Raw genomic sequence first — 21,149 nt, 5'->3', positions numbered from 1 at the left:
CGTCATGCTCCGCTTCGGTCTGGTAGGAGCATACGAACATAAAGGTAGCGACGTCCTCGTCGAAGACGTCGCTCTTGCCGAGATATCCGCTGATCCCGGAGGGATCCCCGGAGCGCGTGAGGGGAGACTGGACCATGTGCCTTTGACGCAACGGGACAGTTTCGGCAGTCGCCACTCGTCGACTCCCAGCATCAGATGGACCGGGTCCAGACGGTTGCCAGGTGGTTGACAGCTACCGCGCAAGTTGCGCGGACACTTCTTACGCGGATTCTTGCAAGGCTTGCGGGGCTCCGCTCCCGAAAAATGGTCTTTGAAGGCCGGAGGGGCCCAGATCCGGCCTGCTCGCCTCCGCCAACCGGCTGCAGCGTGTCCACTCGCATGGTCGACTCCCGAGTGAAACTTCCTTCGTGGCGGGCAGTGAGCTAGTCCAAGACATCACGGCGAACAGTCGGGCGCCCACATTGCCGTACGTTACCCCGAAACCCTGAGGCCAGCCGGTGGAGCAGATGCGTAACCGCGCCGGGACAGGCGGCGGACCACCAGCAGATAGCGCTTGTCGAGCACCGGCTTCATGTCTGTTGTGCCCGCCGCGCATTGATCTGCCCGACCATGGCGTGCGCAACGATGTCGTTCTGGTCGATGACGGTCGAAGCGCCGGCCCTCTGGAGCAACATCCTGCGCAGATCGTTTTCACCTGACACCACGATCTGGAGCCCCGAGTTGAGCGTGTGCGCCACCAGTGTGATCTCCAGATTGCTGTTCGGATCGTCGCCCGTCACGAACAGCGCACTGGCAGTATCCAGCCTGGCACGCTCGAGTACGTCGTCGAACGAATTCTGATCGCCCAGGATGACCATGTATCCCAGTCCGGATGCTTTTTCAGCCCGCTTTACGTCGGCTTCCAGCACGAGCACGGTCACTCCCGCATCTCGCAGACGGGCGGCGACCAACTGGCCGACCAAACCAAACGGGCAGACCGCGACATGGTTGCTCAGCGTTTCCAGCTTGTGCTCCATTGCCCTGTTCTCCCAGAAGACCATCACGTCGTCGCCCGACAGCATCCCCGTCAGCTGGCGCAACGCATAGCCGGCAACCACCATTGTTGCAAGTATGGCGACCAGCATGAATACCTTCTGGTCCGAATTGAAGTCCGAGAAATCGCCAAGGGTCGTGACAAGATTGACCGCATCCCAGAAGGCCGTAAACATTTTTGTGGTCAACGGCGCATCCGAGTGGTCGAGCAACCCAATCCCCAGCGTCGATCCCAGCAGCACCAGAAACAATAGCCCAACCGCCAGGTGCGCGCGGCGCCGCCATTCCTTGATACGCAGCCCGCCAAGCCGGGGTTCTTCGATTCGGTACATCCCGATCGTTCCTCGAAACCGTTCTTCGAATCGCAGTTCCAATTGTTCGGTGGAAGCACGCTCGCACAACATGCTCTCCATCCGTCCTACGTTCCCGATTGCATCATGTCACTCCCGCACGCCAGCGCAACTGGACCTTAGTCCTACGCGTCGACGCGTCATAGGGCGCATCCGAGCGCGCGTCATCGGCATTTTCAGCCAGTGTTTGGAAATCCCCGTTCCCCGCCGGATGAAATGCGGCATTGCTCAGAATTTCTCAGGCAAGCCGGAGTGCAACACTGCTGGACAAATGCCCGCGCATTCCCCTCATTCGCCTATGAATTCGCTTGCGAACCCATAGGCGAAGCCGACCGGCCAGGAGGGGTCTAGCGGGCTGATTTGGCCTTTGTCTTCGCAGGGGATTTTCGGGCGTGCTCCTCGGTGCCCTCCGCGGTGACGGGTACGAACCTGTACGGATAGTCCGGTTCGCGGTAGTCTCCCGCGTTCTGCCGCCGCGGCAATTTCACGTGTTCCCGCGGCACGCTCTCGTAAGGCACCTTGCTAAGCAGGTGCCTGATGATGTTCAACCGGGCACGCTTCTTGTCGTCGGAGCGCGCGACATACCATGGTGAAAATTCGGTGTCAGTCTTCGCGAACATTTCGTCGCGCGCCTTCGAATAGTCGTACCAGCGCCGATACGATTCGACGTCCATCGGCGAGAGCTTCCAGACCTTGCGCTCATCGTAAATGCGGGCTTCGAGGCGCCGGGTCTGCTCCTCGGGGCTCACTTCCAGCCAGTACTTGACCAGGATAACCCCTGAATCAATGATGGCCCGCTCGACTAGCGGCGTCGCAAACAGGAACTCCTGCACTTCGCGCTCAGTGCAGAAGCCCATCACGCGCTCCACGCCCACGCGGTTGTACCAGCTGCGGTCGAAAATCACGACCTCGCCGGCCGCCGGCAGGTGCGGAACATAGCGTTGCATGTACATCTGGCTCTTTTCGCGGTCGGTGGGCGCGGGCAGCGCGATGACTCGGAAAATGCGCGGGCTAACGCGCTCGGTGATCGCCTTGATTGTTCCGCCCTTGCCCGCGCCGTCGCGTCCCTCGAATACGACGCAGATCTTCGCGCCGCTATGCACGACCCATTCCTGCATCTTGACCAATTCGCCGTGGAGCCGGCGTAGCTCCTTCAAATACGCGTTGCTGCTGAGCTTACCCCCAGGCTTAGAATCGCCGTTCTTTGCTTCTTTCGGAATGTCGTGCATTGCTTCTCTCCCTGAAAATGCGGCTATCCCGCCATCTGCGCACCCTATAGCAATCTCGTCGTCCCCGAGCGTCCGGGCTATGCGACCGGTGACAGCGACGTAGAACCAGATCAACCCGACGACATCGTATGAGATGAGCGCCACGAGCCTGCCAATCGCCGGCACGCACGCATCGAGCGCTTGCTTTCTCTCTAACATTCGCCTAGTTTGATTTGCAGGTTGGCACATGACCCAATTGAATTGATTGATATAAATCAAACGCTTCACGATACGTAGACCTATACATCGTGAGCTTGGTCGATTGAACCGTGCCTACCGAATTCCACGGACCAACCAGGAGGCCGCTACGTGACGCCTGCAACCACGGTACTCAGGTTTGCCGACGAAATCGGGTATATATAGCTCGGCTCTTAGGACGAGAACCCGGGTAAATGCTGTTCGATGATCGCTTTCGTTGTGTCGTTACCGAGCAAGTCGCGGACGGTCGATTCAATTGAATAGGGCATCGATAGCCTCGTCAGGTTGCGATCTTCGGAGCGGCACGGCGGCGCATCAACGCCGGGCCCATCGTATTGAGCCGGTCGGGACGGTTCAGCTGGAGATGTGCGATGCCGAATTCGTTGCTGATGTGAAAGTATTCGTTATGCATGGATAGCCTCGAGAAGTCTGTCGTGGGTCTGCGGAGATTTTTCAAGTCAGTAGCCAATGGACGACTGATGCGATTCGAGTTCCCTGATTCGCCCGGTCAGTTGTGTTGCCCAATGCTGGTATGCCAACCAGTTGGGGTGGAACCCATCGGATGGCAAAGCATCCGGATGTACGGGCAACGCCCCCGTCAGCCGTTCGCAATTCCGCCGTTGGCTCACTGCGGAGCCAACTCCGAGTTGAAACGCGGCGCGCGCATCCCGTGCATCTGGGCCGGCTCAAGAGCAACTCGGGCTTTACCCGGTGGTACCTTTGCACGAGCAGCGCCGCACGCTGCCTCGGTGGGCAAGCCGGTTCCAGTGCGCACGGCGCCTGTCACGTCGTTGACTCCAATCAACAGGACCGCTACAGCGCCGCGCGATGCATCCACGCATTCGTGATGACTCGCGCAAGCGCATTCCGCTCGGAGCAAGGCGACGACGTCCTGGAATCACGGAGATGTCGCAGACGGCCATGATTTTCCATGCCGAGCGTGCGCGCGGCGAGCGTTCGTGGCGTCGTCAGATCAAGAACTTTCTCTCCTCATCGACCATGCTCGGCGCCGGCAGTAGATCGGAGCGGGCAAATTTCACCAGCGCAAAGGCCCGCATGGCACCCGCTGTTTCTGGCACGCTCGCGAGCCTCAATTCGATCGTTGTGCCCTCGCGCGCGTACCCGTTTTCCACGATCACGTTCATGCGATCGAGCCGCAGTTCCCTCTTGAGTACATGCAGGTGTTCCGCGGGCGAATTGAGCACATCAGCAATGATCTTCAGCCGGCGGTCGATCGCCTCGGTCGCGAGTCCCAGACGCGCCAGCTCCGCGTCGTTTTCTTCCATCTGCGTCTGCAGGCGCGCCAGCTCCACGAGACCGGACAATGGCTCCGCACCCAATATGGCGCTCATCCCACTGCCCTGCCGCTGCAGCAGCGCGAGGCGCGTCTTGAGCAGCGCACGCTCCTGCTCCAGCTCGTCGCGGCGCGACGCGTCCGCGCCAATTCGCTCGAGGCCCACGAGCACGAGCTGATCCACCACACGGCGCACGATCTCCTCTCGAAGCGTCTGCTCCGTGCTGGCGCACACGCGTGCCCGGTGATCGCTGAAGCTCACGGTGGTTCGCTGCACGTCGGTGCGCGCCGTCGATCCATGTTGCGCGACACCGAACGTCCGCCGTTCGGTCATCGCCATACCGAGCACGGCGAAGGCCTCGTTTGCCACGGGGTTGGCATCGAAATGCGTACGCAGCTCAGTCGATTGACTCAAGGCACCCGGCACATCTTCCGGCGTTGCGAAAAAGGCCTGAATATACGGGTCCGTCGTCCAGGCGGATGCGCTCGCCTCGCGTGCCGGCGGCATGTCGTTCACCAATGCCCCGACGTAGTCGAGCGAAGTCCTGACCGCAGCCGCGAGGCGCTCCTGATAGCGCTCCGCGAGCCGCAACTGCGGACTCAGTGTTGCAATGCGCTCAATGGCGTCATTCACCTGCGCGGAACCCGGGGCGCTCTTCTCCGATATGCACTCGCGATGAAACAGCCTGTCCAGAATGCTCATGGGCGCCTCCTTGCGGCTCAATCTTCCCTTTCCGGCAGGATCTGCGCACTAATCGTGTGGTCCTTCCAGAACATGTTGTGAATCCTCGACCGGAGCAGGTTCAGTGCCTCTGGCGAGAGGTCGCTGAACCTGAGCAGCGCGATGGGACTTCCGCTTCCTGCGGGCACGCGCTCGATCGAATCGAACGCAGGGAATCCGTATCTCTGCAGGAACTCACTGAGTTCCTCGTCAGACACGCTTTCTTCGACATTACCGAGTAAAAGCTCAGCCATGGTGTTTCCTTTCCAAGGCCAGGTCAGGCCATGATGTTGACGCCGCCGTCGACATACAGCGTTTCGCGCGAAACCCGCCGCGCGTAGGCCGTGGCGGGCTTCGCGCAGGTGTAGCCGGCGTCCATGATGTCGACCAGCTCGCCATGAGCTCATCGGTGTGAAGGCTGCCTTTCATCAGCGCCTCGGCCTTGCCCTCGCGCACCAGTTGCACGGCCGCGGCTGCCGGAGCCTAACTGAGCAGCGCCTCGACGATCTGATAATCGCTGATCGAAAGCTTGTACTCCGCGGCAACCGATTCGATCCGCCCGCGCGGCCCGACGAGGATCGGCACGATCAGGCCTCTCTGCGCCGCTTCCACTGCGCCTTCCAGCGAGCTCCTGTCGCATGGATGGACGACGGCCGTGGCATCGGGGCCAGCGTCTGACAACGGGCAATGAGCCGGTGATACTTCGCGTGTTTGGGTTACATGGATGGTTCCATTACAGAAAAGACGGGCGCGCTCACGACGGCGTGTGCTCAAGCACCGCAACAGGCCGTGCCGCGGGTGACGCACCGAGCACCGCGCGAATGCGTTGCAACGCCTCCCATTGCTGCGCGGTCGGCGGCACGCTTTGCACGCGCGCGTCGGCCAGCAGTCTGTCCAGCAACGTCAGCAGCCGCTTGCGGTCTTCCGGTTTGGCGAGCAGCACCGGAAGCGTCGCGATCGCCTGCTGCGGCTCGTAAGTTGCGATGAGCTCCTGTTCGCCGCGAATGCGCCGCCACTGATCGGGTGGCAAGCTGGGCAGATACTCGGCGTAGGCTTCGACCAGTTCACGCTGCGTCGCAAGTCGGGCAAGCGGCAATGGCTCCCCGCTGCGCCCAAGCAGGAAAGCCGCGCGCGCGACCGCTTCGTCGTAGCCGCCCAGCCCGATCGACGCGAGCGCCTCCTTCACGAAAGGCAGTTCGCGCGGGTTAGTAACCATGGACGCGGTTGCCTCGCGATCGCGATACCGGTCCGCGAAGTGGAGCAGGAAGGGGTTGGTGTAGACGCTGAAGAACAGCGACTCGGCGCTGGCATCGCGCATCGCCCTGTAGTGGTCGAGCGAGGCGCTGATGATCTCGGAGCCGCGATGTTCGAGCTTGCGCCACGGCTCGATATCGTCGGCATGCTGCCGGTTGGCTTTGACCGCGTTGGCCGCCGGGCGCAGCCAGGCAAGCCACGGATTCCGGTCCGAAAATGCCCAGCGCTGGAAGCGTAGCGGATGAAATTCACGCAAGAACCGCGCAGTGGTCTCGTTCGACGTCCACTGCACGTAGGGCTGCACGAACAATTCATAAGCGCGCTGGTTGAATTCGGAAAGCTGGGCTACGGCCTCAAAGGGCTTTTCGTCCTCGCGCTTGAACCGGTTGAAATGCTGCGCGATCTCCTCGAGACGGTGCTCAACGAATGTCACTTCGTATGCGACCGTCCCGTGGGCGCCGTTCACCTCGTCGATCAACATCGCATAGAGCCCCGGCGCGAGCGTCTCGATTGCCTCGAGCACGTTGACGATTTGCGCATGCTGCTTCTTCGCCACCTTGCCCGACACGAAAACGCCAAGATGTCCGGCATCCTCGTCCATCAGTCCGATGATGACCTGGCCGCGAGCCTTGATTTCCTCGGTGCTGCCATAGAGGTCGGCCACCCAGTTGAACGCCTGCTGCGGCGGCGTGATGTTGTCGCCCATCGAGGCGAACAGGATGATCGGCGAGCGGATATCTCGCAGGTCGAACGCCTTGCCCGAACCACCGCGCACTTCGCCCGACCAGAGCTTGTTACCGATGAACAGATTGCGCGTGATCCACTCGATCTCTCCGCGGTTCATCAGGTAGTAGCCGCCCCACCAGCGCTCGAACTCCAGAAAGCGCGGCGGCTCTGTGTCGATGTTGTCGTACACGCGGTAGTACTTGTCCCACAACGTGTTGGCCGGGTTCAGGTACTCGAAGTTCTGCACGAGATACGCGCCGTCGAACTTGCCGTTGCCGAGATCGGATGAAAACGACGCGAGCCACGTGCCGCCCAGTATCCCGCCCGCATAGCGCATCGGATTGTCGCCTGCGCCTTCGCTCCAAGCGCCGCTCCAGTACGACATGGGCGCGCCGTTGATGACGATGGGGCCAGTGTCTTCCACAGACGAGCTCGCGAGCATCATCGCGGCCCAGCCGCCCTGGCAGTTGCCGATGATCGCCGGCTTCGGACTGTCGGCATGCAGCGCACGCACTTTCTTGACGAACTCCTGTTCGGCGGCGCATACGTCGAGCAGTGTCTGGCCGGGTTCGGGGTTCTGGAAGAACACGACGAAGTAAACGGGATGGCCCGCACGCAATGCGACGCCAACCTGCGAATCGTCCTTGAAGCCGCCAATGCCCGGGCCGTGACCCGCGCGCGGATCGATGATCAGATAGGGCCGTTTTTTTTCGTCGACGATCACGCCTTCGGGCGGCTTGATGTAGAGCAGCGCGTAATTGACAGGGCGCGCGAAATGCCTGCCATCGAGCACGACGTCATAGTCGAAATGGAGCGCGGGCTTGAGCTCTTGCGCAGTGCGTTCGACGTATTGCGTGCCGCGCACGCGCATCGTATCCCAGAACAGGAGCGAGCGCTGCGCGACGTCGACAGCGTAATGCCATGCGCTCAGGGGATTGAGTTGCGCTGCGAACAGGTTGTGGTCGCGGCTGGCGTCGCCATCGACGGCTGCGCGCAACCGTTTCCCGTATTGCTCCAGTGCGTTCTGCGTGCGCTTTTCCAGCACGTGCGCGATATTCCCGGCAATTTCCTGACTGCGCGCCAATTGCGTGGCTGCGTCCATGACACCGTCCTCCATTTCGACATTGATTGAGGCCGCGCCCGCGACCGCCCCGCTGTCTGCTCGCGGGCCCGACCGTGCGTGCTCGCACCGATACGCATGCAACTCGTGCAGCATACTCGCGCGGCATTGATCTCTTTTGACGTAGATCAATGTTGATGATGATTTTGTCACTTTTGATCGACCGATACACTATCGGAGATAGAACAACGGCTGCGACTGACACGTAGTTGTCGAAAGGCGCCACGCTTGACGAAAGAAAGATTGGGGCCGAACTGCACACCGATGACCGGAGGCAAAGACGGGCTCAACCTCGTGCGGGCGAAACAGCGCCTCTTACGTCCACTCTGGCGAATATCTCTCGCGAGCGTTCGCAGGCGGTCGGCTTCAGATAGCGTTTCAGGCGAGACGGAGCATTTCCACTTTGTTTCGCTTACGACAAAGCACCGCCTACCAACGGGACGACATTATCGAAGGCGTCGTCCTCCTGGTGGAGCGCGTCCTCCCGATAGATGACGTCAGAATGTCTCACCAATGCGGGACCACCTAACGAGTTGCGTCAGAAGCCTCCGCGGCACCTTCAAAAAACTCCGCGGCGTGGTCAATGAACGCCCTCACCTTCGCGGGTAGCAGTGCACGTCCGATGTACGCGAGGCGAACCTCCGCAGCAGTATCTGCGATCTCGAATTGTTCCAGCAGACGAACGAGCCGCCCGGCCTTTATGTCGTGCTCAACAAGGGTGATTGGCAGCACGCCAACTCCAAAACCTTCGAGCAGAACGTCCCGATTAAAAATCGGGTTATTCGACGTAATCTCATAGTTGATCGGAAACGCGACGTTTTCCTGCGCCATTCGAAAGGTGACAAATGGCTTGTGCATCGAAGGAGGAACGGTGACAAACACATGGTCCGCCAGGTCAGCCGGATGGCGAGGCCGGGGACGCCTGTTCAGATACGCTTCCGTTGTGACAATGACGAGCGGCAACCGCTGAAGAAGCCGCGTCACAGCCAGATCCGTCGCCAGCATGAAGGGAAGGATGATACCGAGGTCGTAACCGTCAGCCGTCAGGTCGACGGGCCGCTCCGTTAATGTGAGATCAAGGGTGATCTTCGGGTGCTTACGTTTGAAGGACAAAATCAGTGGTGCGAGCCACGTCAGCGTAGCGGTCGTATGTGCGACCAGTCGCAGCACGCCCGCAGGCAGTCGACCATGGCTCGCCGCGTTGGCTTCGAGGCAGTCGAGATCGTCGAGGATGCGGCAGCAACCGTCGTAAAAGCGCTCGGCAGCTTCCGTCAGCGAAAACTGTCGAGTCGAGCGATGGAAGAGTCGCGCGCCCAGGCGCTCTTCCAGCGAGGCGATCGCCCGCGAAACGACTGATGGCGACAGATCCAGCATTTCCCCGGCACGCCTGAAGTTTTTGACTTCGACGATAGTCCGGAAGAGGCGCAAGCTTTCGATATATTCCATGGTTAACGTCCCGTCTGCTATCCGACGTTATGGCGGCAGGCTACAGGCGTCACACAACGAACAGCCGCTGCAGCATGTGTCGACGTTGCATGATTTTGATCCATGGTGGCATTATACTCATAACTGATATACTTGTCACTTATGAAGTGAGCAGCTCGACTACCAGATTTGAGTGTTGCCCCCAAATCCCCGCCCGAGCGCAACCCCGGTGCAACACTGCACACGGGTGTCCTGCGTAAAAGCCAGCCCTTTCAAATGCGCACCTTGCGCCCCCCTTTGCGTTATGCGACAAATACTTTTAATCATTTTTCGCCTTATCGCGCTGACCGTGCCCAGCCTGATTCCGGCTGTCTTATGCGCGACAACGCTGCCGCCCTCGGGCATGCATGGTCCTGTTTTCACTCCGACCTTCACGGCCGCGGGACCCGACGCGTTGAAAGTGCTGAACGCACTTCAGGATAAGCAGGACGAGATCAGGCAACGAGCCTCGAGCGCGACGAGCGATGCGCAGCTGCTCGAGCTGGATGCACTGAGCCGTCGCGTTGCCGACGACGTCGATAGACTGATAACCACGTCACTGCAGCCCGATCGCGCGAAGACACATGCACAACTCGACGTACTCGGCGCGGCACCCGATCCCGGAACCAATGCGGAAACTCTCGTAGTCGCCGAACAGCGCGGCACACTCACTGCACAGCAGGCGCAGCTCGATACCGAACTAAGGCAAGCCGGAACCATCAAGGAGAACCTTGCCAACGTAAGCGCCCAGATTGCGCGACTGCTGCACGACCATCTGAAAGACCAGCTGGCACTTCGCTCCGGCAGCATTTTCGGCCCGACTTTCTGGGCGCCTTTGCTCCATCTGGAAGCGGCTGACTATCAACGTCTGCAAGACTTCAATGAGCAGATCAGCAAGCAGATTCAATCGATATGGCAACCGGGCCAGCGGGTCGCGACCACGCTGATTGTGCTCCTGGCGCTGGCCATCATGACAATTGGCGCTCGCCTTCTTGAGGCAACGTTAGGGTTGTTTTGCCTGCGCCGCCTTCCCGAAGGCCGGCTGCGACGCAGCGCCTTTGCGATATCGACGATGTTTGCGTCCATGATGACCGCCGTATGTGCCGTTCAGGTGTGTTTTTTCGTCGTTACCCGTCAGCAGACCTTGTCCCCGATCCTGCAGAGCTTCACCGATGGACTTATCAAACATGTCCTGACCTGCGCGCTGGTCGCTGCTCTCGGTCGGGCGTTGCTCTGTACACGGCATCCTTCCTGGCGGCTGCCGGCCATCGCGGACCCGGTCGCTCGCGCACTAGGCCCTTTTCCTCGGATACTGGCCACACTGCTGCTGTTTTCCGGAGCCATCGAACAAGTCAACAGGGCCGTTGACACCAGCCTGCAGCTAACGCTTTTTACTCGGGGCCTGGTGGCATTGATCGTCGCCCTGACAATCGGCGCAACGCTGCTGCGGGCAAACCGGGTACGTACTGCGCTCGCCGCTGCCGGAGAGCCCCCTGAAGCGCGTTCTACCCTTGCGGGCATGATCCACGCCGCCGTCAGCCTCGCCGTCGGAGGTTCTCTGATTGCATTACTCTGCGGTTACGTCTCGGTCGCGCGATTCCTGACTTACGAACTCGTCTGGTTCGATCTCGTGCTGTGCAGTCTCTATCTCCTGATGAAGCTCACGCATGACGTCTGCGAAAGTGTCTTTTCGCCACGTCATGCGAGTGGCAAAACCATCGGGCATCTGTTCGGATTGGGAGATCATCACCTCGCACAGGTGGCAACGGTGCTTTCCGGAATGGGTCGCAGCGCATTGCTGCTCGCTGCTGTCATCGCATTGCTCACGGGGGGCTTGGGGACAACCCCTGCAGACCTGATCAATAGTATTCTTGACGTACTCGGAGGCGAGCGGCTACGTGCATTGAATATCGTTCCGGCCCATGTGCTCAGCGCCCTCCTGACTTGCGCAGTGGGCCTGTACCTGCTCAGATCGGTGCGCAAATGGCTGGACACCGAATTGCTGCCCAAGACCGGAATGAGTTCGGGTATGCGCGCCTCGCTGCTGACGCTGTTTGCCAACATCGGCTATGTTCTTGTCGTCCTGCAAACCCTGTCCATGCTCGGTGTCAAATGGCACAACCTGGCCTGGATCGTTAGCGCATTGTCGGTAGGTATTGGCTTCGGCCTGCAGGAGATCGTGAAGAATTTCATCTCCGGGCTGATATTGCTTGCTGAGCGGCCGGTCAAAGTGGGCGACATCATCAGTATTACCGGCATCGAAGGAGACATCCGGCGCATCAACGTACGTGCAACCGAAATACAACTCGCGGACAGGTCAACAGTGATCGTTCCGAATTCGCATCTTATTTCGCAGAATGTGCGTAACGTGACGATGGGAAACAGCACACAGGGGGTCGCCACGCTCGTGCTCACGTTTGCGCTCGACATCGATCCCGAGCAGGTACGCGACATACTTCTGGCGGCCTACGTGGATCACCCGTCGGTTCTCGATCATCCCGCGCCTTCCGTCATGTTCAGCCAGTTGACGCCCGACGGCATCACGCTAAGCGTCACGGGATATGTTCGCAGCCCCAGAATCGCCCCCGACATCAGGAGTGAACTGCTGTTTGCAATCCTGAAACGATTACGTGCCGCGGAAATCCCGCTGTCGAATCCTCGGACTGTGGTGGTCCAAGAGTTGCGTCATACGCTTTCAGGCCAGGACGTTAGCCATTTCGAACCCAAAACAGTTGCCGTTCGCGCTCTTTCGGCATTAACCAAGACGAAGTAATCACGGAAGGGTTCCTGATAGGCCAGGAACAAGTCAATGGCAGGCTGTCGACTGGATACGCATGACCGGTCACTATCGACATCAATCGCGGACGTCATGTATGCACGCCGCTGAAGCAGTCCGGATCAGACCTGCTGTTTTCCGACGCTTTTTGCGCAGGTCATCAGATCAGCATTAGCCGCCGACACAGCGCGGCTTGTAGATTTCGTTTCCGACGTCAATCGGCCGACCGGTCAGCACACGATGCCTGGCACGCGCGCGACGACCGCCCGCCGGGTCTGGTAACCGTAGTATCCGGAGCGTGCATCGCACCACGAAACGATCAGTGACCAAGCCGTTGGCCTGTCGAGTACCCGTACGATTGGCATACCTGTCGACCCTCCCATCGAGGGATCAACGCACCAAACAAGGCAAATCCGTGTTCATCGACTCGCTTGTTGATTGTCCGATCGTCAGGTCTCGCGACGGTCATATCCCACGCGTCAACGACGCAATTCATAACCTGATTTCCCTGTGCAAAGGCTCGGGCGATTGAAGCCTTGCGTGAACCATGCGCGCCCCCCCCAATACCGCCCCGTGCGAATAGCGTCGCAATCGGAGAGTGTCCTCATCCACCACTGATACTGGGCCACTTGTGTCAATGAAACCGGCCCGCCTGATGCGCCTATTCCCTGATAGGCCGCAATTGCTCGATGCCAAGATTGAATGAGTAAGCTATACGATGTCGCCAGGTGGGATCCATTCGGGTGTTCCGTAGGCAACCATCGATCGGATTGCATCAGCCGAGACTTTGCGGGCACTTGCCTCGCATTCAGGAGCGGTGAGTAGCCACGAAGCACCTCGGACTCGGCACCTTCTCCCGGAGTCCGGGCTGGATCAATTCAGTAATCTTCCGTCAAGCCCGAAGCCCGGAGTGAGATGCCAACGCTGCGACCCGCGGCGTCATGCGCGCTATTGCGGTAGGCGCGACGACGCCAGTGCGCCGCCTCGGCCAGGACTGCATATCGGCAGCAAGGCGTCGATAATCGCTCGCGGCCGGCGAAGAAGGGAACGCGTCGACGACACAGCGCGATAGCTCGGCAGCTCGCGCCGCACATGGATCGGCTGTGATGCAGCCTGCTTTGACAACCGAGACCGCCAGATAATCGCGCGCAATGCTTCCGAGGCTGTCCAGCACCGCGTGGGTGTCCGCTTCACCATCAAGCAGATTCACAAGGATGCGAAATTCCGCAATTCCCTGTGTGAGGCGCAGGCGCTTCATGCAAACGTAGGTGTCCGCCGCCGCGTCGGCCGACATGCACATGACGACGACGACGTTGTCAGCTTGTAATGCCAGCGGCGAAAGCCCGCCATCGCGGCCAAGTGCGGCATCAATCAACACGATGTCCGACTTGCTGTCGAATACCGCGTCGTACCGCCCGTCAGCGTAGCTTTTCAGATCGGTGTGGCGGGAGCCCATCACAGTGAGCCGCGGTGGACGACGGTCAACTGTCAGCACCCGCGGCAACCTGCAACGCGACGGGGGAGCGAACGCGCCAGCGGTGCGAACGACCCCGAGCATCGCGCTCGCCGATTGGTCGCCAGGAGACTCGTCCACCACAAGCACGTCCATATCCAGTTTGGTCAGTGCCATGGCGAGATTGACGACGGCAGCCGTGCGGCCCACTCCTTCGGGGCCGCCTGTGACAGCAACCACTCGCGCAGCACTTTGACTGAGCATCTGGCGCAACCCGAGCGCCTGATCGGCAATAGAATCTTTCACTGGTTCCCTACGTATCGAGATGTTCGTACCCACCACGAGTAGCGTTGGCAACCCGACGCACGTTAACAGTTTTGCGCCGGTTCACCGATAACACGCTTCATCCACGCACAATTGTACGCTCTCATGTCACTCATGAGAATTGAATCGTAGATGATTTTAATGTCAGTTATGAGTCACGTGTATAGAACCGTGCGCAAACGACGACAGCCATATCAGCCGGGGTGGTCTTGGACATCCGAAATTGGAACATTGCCGTCGTCGGCGGGTGCCGTCCCCGGCGGCCCCCGAAAGCTGACACGCGAAGGAATGACGTGCGGTTCTAGCTCGCGGTCGATTGATGCTTTGGAAGCCGATCAACTGGCCGAAGACAACTTCGGCAGCTGTCGCGTTACACTCGGCTCATGGGCTCATGGGCTCAAGGCTCTTCGTCTGCACACGTGGAGCTCTTACGTTATTCCGGTGGGTCAGAGAACCGCTGCCGTCCGATCGCGGCGGTGTCTGGCGTGAAAACGGGGCGGCGAAGGACAGCCTCCCCCACCTCATCGGCGACTAATTGTTTGTGGCATATCCGCAGGCGGGCTCCGGTGCAACAAGGTCAGCGGATCGGTTGAAGTTTTCGGAGCAAAACGAACTGATGACTCGCGCTGCGCAAGCTGAAAAGTTGAGGCGGCATTTGATCGGGAGATCATTATTCTGAGATCTGCTCGTCGAGCTGGTCGAGATTCTTTCAGAGCCCGCGAAAGCTGGTCGGTTGCTTCGCCTCAGCGATAGCGTAGGGCCACCATACCGCGCGTTCACTCCGACGGGCCTGACGCAGGAAACGGACTGTGCCAGTCCATCCAGTCGTATAAGTCGCTATGGTGCGCCCACGCCCAGTTTCTTGCTGAACCCGGATCGCTCACTTCGTCGACATCGTTTGACATCGAACCCACGTCGCTCCGGTCGTTCGTGCTTCTTCGGTGGTCGATTTTCTGGGAAATCGTGTGGTCGTAATACATGGCCATCTCCTTTAACGGCGTGACATACACAACTATCGGCGCCAACGGTAAAAGCCTGAAGGCGTCGGGGGCCGAGTTCTGACGGCCGGCGGGCTGAACGGGGTACCGCGCGTTGCCCGGGCAGTCGCGATCGCGCTGTTCCCTAATCATGGATATTTTCGGCACGGACGGTAGGCATCCGACGTCCGCCGCCCGGGTCAGACACGCGCGCGCGATGATCGGCGCGGCGGATTTCTTCCGATTGCCGCATCCATAGGCAGGAAAATAATCCTGCAATCATCGTCTGCATCGCCTCGTCGCTCACCATCTGCGGATGGCACATTCTGAAGAGCTGCATACCATCGCGCAGGCTCTCCAGGCCGAGTGCGAGGGCGTCCGCCTGCAGGGGCAATTGCCTGCCGTCGCGTTCCCAAAACGTGCGGATGTACGCGCCGACCTGGTCGAGCTTCTCCTGCCGGAAGGCGTTAAAGCGCTTCTGAAACTCGTCGTCTCGGCACGCGAGTAGCGTGGCCTCGACCCAAAGCGGAAAACCGTCGTAGTCAAGCCGACTGTAGTATGTGGTGGCGCGAGCCTTTATCTGCTCGCGCGTGCCGCCCTCTTCCATCATCGCCCGCAGGTTGGTCTGCGCACGATCGTGGTCCCGGCGCATCAACTCAAGCAGCAGCTCCGACTTACCGTCGAAATTGGAGTAGAACGCGCCGCGCGTGTAGCCGGCCGCCCCGGCGATGTCCTCCACGCTTGTTGCGGCCAATCCCTTTTTGACGAACATCGTCCGCGCAGCCTCAAGCAGGCGCTCAAGCGTCTGCTCTTTGCGCTGTGCGCGTGTCAGGCGTTCCCGCTTCATGACATAGGTACCAGGTCAGACCGCCATCTGCGGTGCTGCGTAAGTAGAGCAAAGGCCGCGCAGCGGGCGCAAGGTGAGTGACCCGGAAACTGGGAGACCGCTGCGCGAGTTCGACGGTGTCATGCCAGGTGCTCCAGGGAATGAGTGACGCCACGAAGGGCTTGACGTCGTGGCTGCGGCTGACACTTGATAACGCGTGCCCGGTCGGCACAACATAGGACTCCAGCGCGCGCGTGCACGCCTTGCGGTACGTGCATCGTGGTCCGGCAAATTTCCGACTTGAGCCACCTACCTTGTGATATCGGTCAAGCCCCGCTTTCGACATTAAACTCAGTTATGATGTATTTGTCAATTACAATAAAGCCCACCTTGATTTGAGGACCAGTTCGTCGAGCGAATTTACACTGCCGAGGTCTCTCGATTACGATGCGCTGGATGGCAGCGGATAGGTTCGGGACACTCGCACGATTTCGTCTGTCCGTCGCATTTCAACGCAGCAGCATCGCACATAGCGCCACACCGGTCAGGTAGGTCCCAAGTGCGCCGACGAACCGAAAGGGGTTGGGTTTGGCCATCGTGGGCCATGCGACAAGGCCGATGACGAGCAAACAGCGGCACACGGTTGCCGCGACGATCAGCGACACTGCCGCCGTCGAAGGTGATCGCGCGCCAAGATAGAGAAACAGCAACGCGAGGAACGGTGCGTATTCGGCCGTATTCGCATGAGCCCGGACGAGCTTGTGTAGCCGGTTCGCGGGGTCCGATTCGCAGCCAAAGTTGGTACCTTCTCGAAAACGCATTATTGAGATCGACAACCCGAGGCCGAAAAGTTGTAGCCCTAAAACTATCGTGCATGTGAGAGCAACTTTGTTCACTTGCGCAAACCTCCTTGGCGGGGAATCGGCGAAGGCCAGTGGGGCCTGGCGTTCGCAGTCGTTATGCGATTACGATGCGCCGGCTTGCAGCGGACAGCCCCGGAAGCTCCTGCGCGAGCGCACCGAGCAATTTATCCGTGCGCGTATCGGGCGGCACGCCCGATCAAAGTTGGGCGGTCAGTCCTGGTATGGCAGGCGTGGAGCACCACCAGGCGCGTGTCGCAGGTCAACCATGGTTCGGTCTAATTGGCCCAGTTCGCGTGCAAAGGCCCGAAGCGACAGTGAAACCGCCACCGTGCCCAGGAAGCGAAGCTGCCGACCGACGGTTGCACCAGTCGAGCGTCCACCGTCAGGTGCGGACATCCTCACCGCCCTTCTTGCCGGTAGTCTCCCCCATGACCCGGTCGCGCGGTCCTCACGGGCTGACACCAAGGCGCGCGAAATCGACCTCTTCGGCAATATCGTTGCCGAGGACCAGAGGAACTTTCCGTCGATCGGATTGACCGATGTCGCCTCGACCCGGACCAGAGCCGCGTCTTTTCGCGGTCGACGCATCGCGGTCCTTCGTGTCTTCAGTTGGATAGGGTTTGCCCGCGGCTTCATTGCCGTACTTACGATCACGTCACCTCCACGCCGTTCTGGACCTGGACGAGGCTGATTTCGCCTAGGTGAACGCTTTCACCGAGTTCGCATTCGCCCGAAGCGTTGCCAAGGGCATGTTGGATTTCGACCCGGTAGAGGCCGCTGCCCCTGGCCAGACCACCGAACCTGAAATCTCCGAAGCCATCCGAGACGGTTTCGGCCACTTTCTGACTGCCGACGCACAAGGCGACTGACGCATCCTTGACGCATTCGACTACGTCTGCCACCTGCGCACTGACGCTTCCGCTGATAAAGCACGTTTCCCAGCGTTCGAGGCCGCTGTACCACACGCGCGGCTTTGTGCCCAGGTTCGGCCGCAATACCTTGAGTCCCTCGCGCCGGGCCTTCTCGGCCATTGCTGCGTCATCGAGCTTCAGCGTCTCGAACACTTCAGTGGGGCACGATTGCTGGCAACGCGGCTGGGGCCACCCCTGGTCGAGCAGATGGGCATCGAAGATCCAGGTCTGCGGCAGTTGCAGCTCTTCATTCCAGACGATCGCCTTGTACGGGCAGGACTTCACGATGTCCTTCCGGCCCCGCGCCTTGTCCGGATCGATGATGACGATGCCATCGGCGCGCTTGCGAATGGCATCGCCGCCCACCTTCATGCACGGCGCTTCGTCGCAGTGATTGCACATGACCGGCAGATACGTGGTCTCGACCATATGCGCGTCCCCCTGGACGCGGCGCAGGATACGGATGGGACTGTCGGCATTGGCGTCGGCGGGGGCGGTATAACCTGGGAAATCGTTGCCGACGTGCTCATCCCGGGCGGCGATGACGCAGTTCTGGCAGTTCTCGCAACGCCCAACATTGATAATCAGGTTCCACTTGTTCATTCTGTAGTCCTCATGCTGCGTGACCGAGCACGAACGCCTCGGCATCTCGCCACTTCTCGACCTGCACGAGGCAGGAGTTCGGGCTCATGCTGCTGGTTCCGGCAGCTTGCGGCCGGTCGGGGGTGAGCACGTTCATGCAACCGCCGATCTCGACGCACTCGCCATCGATCTCAATCAGCTGAAATTCGGCGCTCGCTTCGTATGACTTGACCACTCCCGCGCTGACCAGCGGCGAGACGTCGGCCGCGCAGATCACCGCGCCGCGGTCGTTGTACACCTTGACGAGGTCGTGATGGGCAATGCCTCGAATGGCCGCGTCTGCCCGACCAAGCCTCAGCAGCCAGAAACGGTGGCCGCCGATCAGCACGCGGTGGTCCTCGACGCTGTTGACCGAGGAATTCTTGCCGTCGCAATGCGTATGGAAGCTGTAACGGCTGTGGGTTGCGATCAACTGCAGCGGATAACGCTGAGCCAGGTCCGAGCGCCGCCCTTCCCAGGAGGGGATATATCGATTGAGTGCTGGCCGCTCGGGATTGTCCGCAGTGTGCCGCTTCAGCAACTCAGGCACGAACTCCAGCTTGCCGCTCGGCGTCTGCAGGCCCATGCCGAACTTTTCGGCGAACTGGGACGGCAGCGGATGCGGTTCATGAAGGTCTTTCCGTCGGCCCTCCGCAAACCAGCGCATGTCCACAGGGTGGCGCAACTCGGGCTTCTCCGGCGGCACGACGAAATAGCCCTTGCGGCAGAACTCGCGCCACGAAATGTGATCGGGCAGATCCGACGAATCGAAGACCCGCTTGACCCAGTCAAGCTCACTGCACCCCTCGGTGAACACGCCGCCCAGGCCCAGCCGGCTCAGGATGGCGGTGAAGATGTCGTAGTCCGAGCGGGACTCGCCCAAAGGCTCGATGCACTTGTGCTGCAGCGTCATCATGCGATGATTGACCGTGCCAAACCCATGGTGCGCATAGCCACCGGAATTCGACCATTCTCCGATGTCCCAGCGCTCCAGCGGAGTGCAGGCAGGCAGGATGATGTCGGCAAACTGGGCCTCGCCCTCCATCCAGATCGACTGGTTGACCACGCACTCGATGCTGGAGTGCCGGTAGGCATCGGCCCAGCGCCCGGAATTCGTCACCGTGCTGAAGGCGGACCCGCCGTAGCGATAGATCATGTGGATCGGCGAATACCCGGGCATTGGGTAGCTGAACGGCGCGAACTGGGCTTCCTGCGACATGCCGTCCCAGAGGTAGCCCGTGGCATGGCCGTTGATGATGGCGTCGGGCAGTTGCTGCCGCGGCACCATCTGCTTGACGGGATTCATGGTCAGGATGTGCGGCATGCGCTGGTAATTGTTGACCGCATTGGCGGTCCACGCCAGGTCGCCGGAAATGCCGCCGTCCGCGTAGCCGGGGAAATAGAAATGGAGGTCATGGGGGACACCGACTTCAAGGCAGCCGAAATTGACCCCCGGCTTACCCCAGCCCTGCATCGCCATCATCATGATCATGCATCGCGCCCACTGGGCTCCCGTCGCGCCGCGGCCCGCACCACCGAATCCCGCACCGGTCATCCCGACGGCGAGATGCACCTTCCTGTTTCCCCACAGGCGGGCAAGCGCACGGACGTCCTTGGCCGGCACCCCGGTCTCGCTCTCCTGCCACTCGGGCGTCTTGGGAACCGCGTCAGTTTCGCCCAGAAGATAGGCCTTCCAGTCGTCGAACCCGGTCGTGCGGGTGGCGACGTAATCCTTGTCGTACAGGTTTTCCACGGCCCACACGTACATGATGGCGGTGGCGAGCGCAGCGTCGGTTTGCGGTCGGACGGGAATCCAGCGCCCGCCCAGCAACTGGGCGGTGGGATTGCAGTGCGGGTCGATATGAACGAACTCGATGCCGAGTTCCTTTGCCCACAGGCGCCGCGGCGTCCCCTCGAAGCCCGCGTAGGCCCCGTTGGTGCTTTCGGGATCGCAGGACCAGAAGACGATCATCTCCGCTTCCTTGAGGCAATCCTCGACGCCGCCATAGCCGGATGGCACGCCGATGCGCATCGAGTTGCCGAAATGATGCATGGCGCCCCAGTACCAGCCTTCCCAACTGTCCGGATTGGCGGCGACCCGGGTAAAGCCGATCAGGTTGGCAAAGCGCGTCAGCGCGCTGAGGTAGTAGCCCACATTGCCCCACTGGTGATGGGACGACATGGGGAAGGTGATGGAACCGGGACCGTGAACGCGCTTCTGCCGGTTGATTTCGTTCGCGACAATGTCCAGCGCCTCGTCCCAGCTGATACGCACATAGCCTGACTTGCCCCGGTTCTGGGGATTACGTTCGCCGTCAGGGTCGAAATCGACCCGCTTCATGGGATGAAGGATGCGCTTCTCGGAGTAGACCAGTGACTTGAGCGTCAAGGCGTGGGGCGCGACCAGGCCACGCCGCGGCGGGCTGAAGCGGCGTCCGCGCGCCTCGATCACCCAGCTAGGCGCATCCGTGATGTCCAGGTCGATGGGGGTCACCCGCACCACGCGGCCATCCTTGACGTAGACGAACAGAGGGCCGCCGTTGGTGCAGGTGGTGTAGCGGCGGGTGCCGTCGCGCATGGGCGTGCCCATCGGCAGGGCGACAGTCTGCATCATGCCCAGGGTTTGCAATAGCCAGACCAGCAGTTCGTCTTCGCCCTCAGTGACTACCTTGAAGTTCTTGGCGGCGTGAATGATTTCGCCCTGGTCCGGATTGGGCGAAAGGAACTTCAGGGCGGTGGCCACATCCTTGAAGATCATGCGCACGTCTGGCTGCGGATGCCTTCCAGCGCGCGACCGGACGCGCCCGTTCCTGAACCTGATTACGCGACCGATGCTTTCATCCGCGAGTCCGATCCACGCCACGAGATCCCGCTCCTTCAGGCGATCACGATAAGCGGGAAAACGGCGTGCCGTCAGGTCAAGGACCTTGGGCAAGGCAAAAAGAATTGTCTTAAGGACTTGTCGTTTCAT

At 60.4% G+C, this 21,149-nt stretch carries 14 protein-coding genes and 2 pseudogenes; 1 reads left to right on the top strand and 15 read right to left on the bottom strand.

Going from position 1 to position 21,149, the window contains the following annotated elements; translation table 11 throughout:
- Positions 1-569: 569 nt before the first annotated feature.
- The 9 genes and pseudogenes from C2L65_RS42870 to C2L65_RS42830 form a co-directional block, all read right to left on the bottom strand.
- Positions 570-1,445, bottom strand: coding sequence for an NAD-binding protein (locus tag C2L65_RS42870; RefSeq protein WP_233446767.1), 876 nt, complete (start codon positions 1,443-1,445; stop codon positions 570-572).
- 284 nt (positions 1,446-1,729) lie between these two features.
- Positions 1,730-2,611 (bottom strand): polyphosphate kinase 2, encoded by an 882-nt coding sequence (gene ppk2 / locus C2L65_RS42865; RefSeq protein WP_081921391.1) that lies wholly within the window; start codon positions 2,609-2,611, stop codon positions 1,730-1,732.
- Between the two features lie 517 nt (positions 2,612-3,128).
- Complete coding sequence (locus C2L65_RS47150; RefSeq protein ID WP_255221906.1) at positions 3,129-3,260, bottom strand: hypothetical protein; 132 nt, start codon at positions 3,258-3,260, stop codon at positions 3,129-3,131.
- A 556-nt stretch (positions 3,261-3,816) separates the two neighbouring features.
- Positions 3,817-4,845 (bottom strand): hypothetical protein, encoded by a 1,029-nt coding sequence (locus tag C2L65_RS42855; protein WP_052427003.1) that lies wholly within the window; start codon positions 4,843-4,845, stop codon positions 3,817-3,819.
- 17 nt (positions 4,846-4,862) lie between these two features.
- Entirely contained in the window at positions 4,863-5,117 is a 255-nt protein-coding gene (locus C2L65_RS42850; RefSeq protein WP_042314594.1) for an RNA-binding protein, read from the bottom strand.
- Positions 5,118-5,140: 23 nt separating this feature from the next.
- Positions 5,141-5,260, bottom strand: a pseudogene (locus C2L65_RS42845) (enoyl-ACP reductase FabI); the annotation flags it as partial.
- A pseudogene (locus C2L65_RS42840) lies at positions 5,254-5,525 on the bottom strand (phosphate acetyltransferase); the annotation flags it as partial. The pseudogenes C2L65_RS42840 and C2L65_RS42845, both read right to left, overlap by 7 nt.
- Positions 5,526-5,617: 92 nt before the next feature.
- Positions 5,618-7,945, bottom strand: coding sequence for a DUF3141 domain-containing protein (locus C2L65_RS42835; protein WP_042314592.1), 2,328 nt, complete (start codon positions 7,943-7,945; stop codon positions 5,618-5,620).
- 543 nt (positions 7,946-8,488) lie between these two features.
- On the bottom strand, positions 8,489-9,409 hold the full coding sequence (locus C2L65_RS42830) for a LysR family transcriptional regulator (RefSeq protein WP_042314591.1): 921 nt from the start codon (positions 9,407-9,409) through the stop codon (positions 8,489-8,491).
- 283 nt (positions 9,410-9,692) lie between these two features.
- On the opposite strand from C2L65_RS42830, the gene C2L65_RS42825 reads away from it, so the two are divergent.
- Entirely contained in the window at positions 9,693-12,200 is a 2,508-nt protein-coding gene (locus C2L65_RS42825; RefSeq protein WP_081921381.1) for a DUF3772 domain-containing protein, read from the top strand.
- 895 nt (positions 12,201-13,095) lie between these two features.
- Here C2L65_RS42825 and C2L65_RS42820 read toward each other — a convergent pair.
- The 6 genes from C2L65_RS42820 to C2L65_RS42795 all read right to left on the bottom strand — a co-directional run bounded on the left by C2L65_RS42820 (position 13,096) and on the right by C2L65_RS42795 (position 21,149).
- Positions 13,096-13,962: a P-loop NTPase family protein gene (locus C2L65_RS42820; protein WP_156132390.1), complete on the bottom strand. Its 867-nt coding sequence runs from the start codon at positions 13,960-13,962 to the stop codon at positions 13,096-13,098.
- A 794-nt stretch (positions 13,963-14,756) separates the two neighbouring features.
- The gene (locus C2L65_RS45980) at positions 14,757-14,960 is read right to left on the bottom strand and encodes a hypothetical protein (protein WP_156132389.1); all 204 of its coding nucleotides are present in this window, start codon (positions 14,958-14,960) and stop codon (positions 14,757-14,759) included.
- A gap of 142 nt (positions 14,961-15,102) precedes the next feature.
- Positions 15,103-15,804, bottom strand: coding sequence for a TetR/AcrR family transcriptional regulator (locus C2L65_RS42810; protein WP_081921379.1), 702 nt, complete (start codon positions 15,802-15,804; stop codon positions 15,103-15,105).
- 488 nt (positions 15,805-16,292) lie between these two features.
- Entirely contained in the window at positions 16,293-16,679 is a 387-nt protein-coding gene (locus C2L65_RS42805) for an MAPEG family protein (protein WP_042314589.1), read from the bottom strand.
- 617 nt (positions 16,680-17,296) lie between these two features.
- A complete protein-coding gene (locus C2L65_RS42800) occupies positions 17,297-18,160 on the bottom strand; it encodes a 4Fe-4S dicluster domain-containing protein (RefSeq protein ID WP_042314588.1) in 864 nt (287 codons plus the stop codon).
- 10 nt (positions 18,161-18,170) lie between these two features.
- Entirely contained in the window at positions 18,171-21,149 is a 2,979-nt protein-coding gene (locus tag C2L65_RS42795; RefSeq protein WP_042314587.1) for a molybdopterin-dependent oxidoreductase, read from the bottom strand.

This window comes from Paraburkholderia terrae, assembly GCF_002902925.1.
Classification (GTDB): Bacteria; Pseudomonadota; Gammaproteobacteria; order Burkholderiales; family Burkholderiaceae; genus Paraburkholderia; species Paraburkholderia terrae.
The sequence above is the reverse complement of the archived record's forward strand: the minus strand, read 5'-3'. Positions and strand labels throughout refer to the sequence as shown.

Excerpts from the sequence above, each read along its gene's own strand:
- C2L65_RS42870 (WP_233446767.1), bottom strand. The coding sequence starts at position 1,445 with ATGGAGAGCATGTTGTGCGAGCGTGCTTCCACCGAACAATTGGAACTG.
- ppk2 (WP_081921391.1), bottom strand. The coding sequence starts at position 2,611 with ATGCACGACATTCCGAAAGAAGCAAAGAACGGCGATTCTAAGCCTGGG.
- C2L65_RS47150 (WP_255221906.1), bottom strand. The coding sequence starts at position 3,260 with ATGCATAACGAATACTTTCACATCAGCAACGAATTCGGCATCGCACAT.
- C2L65_RS42855 (WP_052427003.1), bottom strand. The coding sequence starts at position 4,845 with ATGAGCATTCTGGACAGGCTGTTTCATCGCGAGTGCATATCGGAGAAG.
- C2L65_RS42850 (WP_042314594.1), bottom strand. The coding sequence starts at position 5,117 with ATGGCTGAGCTTTTACTCGGTAATGTCGAAGAAAGCGTGTCTGACGAG.
- C2L65_RS42835 (WP_042314592.1), bottom strand. The coding sequence starts at position 7,945 with ATGGACGCAGCCACGCAATTGGCGCGCAGTCAGGAAATTGCCGGGAAT.
- C2L65_RS42830 (WP_042314591.1), bottom strand. The coding sequence starts at position 9,409 with ATGGAATATATCGAAAGCTTGCGCCTCTTCCGGACTATCGTCGAAGTC.
- C2L65_RS42825 (WP_081921381.1), top strand. The coding sequence starts at position 9,693 with ATGCGACAAATACTTTTAATCATTTTTCGCCTTATCGCGCTGACCGTG.
- C2L65_RS45980 (WP_156132389.1), bottom strand. The coding sequence starts at position 14,960 with ATGTATTACGACCACACGATTTCCCAGAAAATCGACCACCGAAGAAGC.
- C2L65_RS42810 (WP_081921379.1), bottom strand. The coding sequence starts at position 15,804 with ATGAAGCGGGAACGCCTGACACGCGCACAGCGCAAAGAGCAGACGCTT.
- C2L65_RS42800 (WP_042314588.1), bottom strand. The coding sequence starts at position 18,160 with ATGAACAAGTGGAACCTGATTATCAATGTTGGGCGTTGCGAGAACTGC.
- C2L65_RS42795 (WP_042314587.1), bottom strand. The coding sequence starts at position 21,149 with ATGAAACGACAAGTCCTTAAGACAATTCTTTTTGCCTTGCCCAAGGTC.